At 66.4% G+C, this 2,566-nt stretch carries 3 protein-coding genes and 1 pseudogene; 2 read left to right on the top strand and 2 right to left on the bottom strand.

Features of this window, described 5'->3' with window-relative positions; genetic code table 11:
• Positions 1-599, top strand: a pseudogene (locus DH10_RS34910) (MFS transporter); the annotation flags it as partial.
• A 32-nt stretch (positions 600-631) separates the two neighbouring features.
• On the opposite strand, the gene DH10_RS34905 reads toward DH10_RS34910, so the two are convergent.
• Positions 632-1,096, bottom strand: coding sequence for a MarR family winged helix-turn-helix transcriptional regulator (locus DH10_RS34905; protein WP_192256851.1), 465 nt, complete (start codon positions 1,094-1,096; stop codon positions 632-634).
• A gap of 197 nt (positions 1,097-1,293) precedes the next feature.
• Between DH10_RS34905 and DH10_RS34900 the strand changes: the two genes are divergently transcribed.
• Positions 1,294-2,088, top strand: a complete 795-nt coding sequence (locus tag DH10_RS34900; protein WP_192385885.1) for an SDR family NAD(P)-dependent oxidoreductase — start codon at positions 1,294-1,296, stop codon at positions 2,086-2,088.
• Between the two features lie 12 nt (positions 2,089-2,100).
• On the opposite strand, the gene DH10_RS34895 is transcribed toward DH10_RS34900, so the two are convergent.
• Positions 2,101-2,566, bottom strand: a 466-nt coding sequence (locus DH10_RS34895) for a LysE family translocator (RefSeq protein WP_192385884.1), incomplete at its 5' end; no start/stop codon positions are given.

The raw sequence follows: 2,566 nt of genomic DNA, 5'->3' as shown, positions 1-2,566 counted from the left end.
CGGCGGCGGTCCGTCCCGGCGTGTTGCCGATCCTGGTCACGACCGTGCTGGCTCTGGTCGGCGCCTTCACCGTGTTTGCCTTCATTGCGCCTTTGGCGATCGAGAGCGGCGGTCTCAGCCCGCTTGCGCTGCCCGGCATGCTGCTTGCATTTGGCGTCGGCGCGGTCATCGGCAACATCGCCGGCGGTCAGGCCGCCGACCGTTTCGGTGCGACGCGCACCGTTGCCTGGTCGTTGGCGCTCTCGGCTGCGACGCTGATCACCTTCTCGCTGATCCCGATCTTCCTGCCGCATTCTGTCGCCGGGCCGGCGCTGATAGGCATGATGGTGCCGTGGGGCATCGTCGGTTGGGCCTTCCCGCCGGCACAGGCGAGCCGAATTATCAAGATCGCGCCCGACGCTGCGACGATCGTGCTCTCGCTCAATGCCTCGGCGCTTTATTTCGGCGTCGCGCTTGGCGCCGTGGTCGGGGGTGCTGTGCTGCGCTTCGGCGCACCCGCCGATCTCGGCCTGATTGCGGCTCTGTTCCCGATCGCGGGGCTCGGCGTCGTGCTGGCGGGCCGCGCGTTTGCGCGCCCGGTCGCCATGCCGGCAGAATAAAACAGCCGCGGAGTTGATCGATGGCCGCTTCTTCAGGTGGAAGGAGTGGCCGCCGGCATTTCGAAATCGAGTGCGGCGACATGGTCGAGCGCCGCGCGCAGATTTGCCGCATATTCCTGGCCGACCATGGCCTCGAAGCGCTGCTGCGCCGCGCTCCATAATTTCATCGCTTCCTCGAGCTTGACCCGCCCCTGCGGCGTCAGCCGCACGCGCTTGACGCGGCGGTCGTCCTTGTCTGCAAAGGTCTCGACAAAGCCGTCGCGGATCAGCGGCTTCAGCGTATGACCGAGCGCCGACAGGTCCATGATCAGCGCCTCGGCGATGGCGCCCATCGCCGGCTCGCCGCCGATGTGGATCTGGTAAAGCAGGCCGTATTGCGTTCCCTTAAGGCCCGACGGCGCCAGCACGTCGTCATAGAAGCGACCGAGCTTGCGCCCGGCGCGGCGCAGCGTGGCGTTGTTGCAAAGGGTTAGGCCGGGCAGGGCGGGCTGCGACATTGCGGGCGGTTCCTGGGCTGGCGAATTTACGGACGCCTGCCTCCGCCAGAAATAATTGCGGCATTCCCGATTGACAAGATAGTGGCATATGCCCATTTCCAGAAAGTGGTATATGCCACCAATTGAAGATCATGCAACTTCGGCAAGGGAAAGGGTTCTTGCCCGGTCCCCCACCGAGGCCAAAAAGGAACAGGACAATGAGCAAGACAGACAACAAGGGCACGGCCGTCATCACCGGCGCTTCCTCGGGCATCGGCGCGGTCTATGCCGACCGGCTGGCCGGACAGGGCTTCGATCTGGTGCTGGTGGCGCGGCGCGCCGACCGGCTGCAGGAGGTGGCGGACAGACTGGCTTATGCCTATGGCCGCAAGGTCAAGACAATTGTCGCCGATCTCTCCGACGACGCCGACCTGCGTCGCGTCGAGCAGGCGATCGCGACGGATGAGAGCGTGACGCTGCTGGTCAACAATGCCGGCATGGGCGGCATCGAGACGGTGGCGACAGCCGATGCCGACGCTGCCGAGCGCATGATCAAGGTCAATGTCGTTGCCTTGACGCGTCTGACCCGCGCGGTGCTGCCGGGGCTGCTCGCGCGCAATCGCGGCGCCATCGTCAACATCGCCTCCGTCGTAGCCTATGGCATCGCCGTCGGCGGCATCTACAGCGGCACCAAGGCCTATGTCGTCAACTTCACCGAAGCGCTGCAGAAGGAGGTCGCCGGCACAAAGGTGAGGGCGCAGGTAGTGCTGCCCGGTCCGATCCGCACCGAGTTCTGGGACGTCTCCGGCATTAGCCTCGACAGGATCAACCAGGACTGGGTGATGAGCGCTGACGATCTGGTCGATGCCGCGCTTGCCGGGTTCGCCCAGGGCGAGACCGTCACCGCGCCCGGCCTTGCAGACCCGGCCGGGCTGGACACCTATCTCGGCGCGCGGGACCAGTTCTACGGCAGTCTGTTCGCCGGCAAGCCGGCGGCGCGCTACGCCGTATAGTTTCCGCCTCTCTCAGGCTGGCCGCCACATCTGCAGGATCGAGGCGGCCAGCAGCAGGCCGAGCACGATATTCAGCGCGCGCCACTGCCGCTCGGTTTTGAGTAGCCGGGCGAGCAGCGTGCCGGCCACGCACCACAGCGACAGCGAGAAAGCCGCCGCAAGGCCGAACACGGCGCCGAGCAGCAACGCCAACTGCAAGGGACCGTCGGCGAGCGCCGCGAAGGATGCGGCGGCACCCAATCCCATCGCCCAGCCTTTCGGGTTCATCCACTGGATGCCGGCGCCGCCGAGGAAGCTGTTCGGCGTGGCCATGGTCACGTCGAGGTTGGGCGGACCGCTGCGGCCGATCCTGATCGCCAGCCAGATCAGATAAAGCGAACCGGCGATTCTCATGGCAAGCTGCAAGGAAGGGACCGCGGTCAGCAGTCCGGCGAGGCCGGCAGCGCCCGCCGCCGCCACCGAGGCCAGTCCCGCGGCG

It is taken from the genome of Mesorhizobium silamurunense (genome assembly GCF_014843825.1).
Lineage (GTDB): Bacteria > Pseudomonadota > Alphaproteobacteria > Rhizobiales > Rhizobiaceae > Mesorhizobium > Mesorhizobium silamurunense.
This window is presented reverse-complemented; position numbering and strand designations above follow the sequence as displayed.

Excerpts from the sequence above, each read along its gene's own strand:
- DH10_RS34900 (WP_192385885.1), top strand. The coding sequence starts at position 1,294 with ATGAGCAAGACAGACAACAAGGGCACGGCCGTCATCACCGGCGCTTCC.
- DH10_RS34905 (WP_192256851.1), bottom strand. The coding sequence starts at position 1,096 with ATGTCGCAGCCCGCCCTGCCCGGCCTAACCCTTTGCAACAACGCCACG.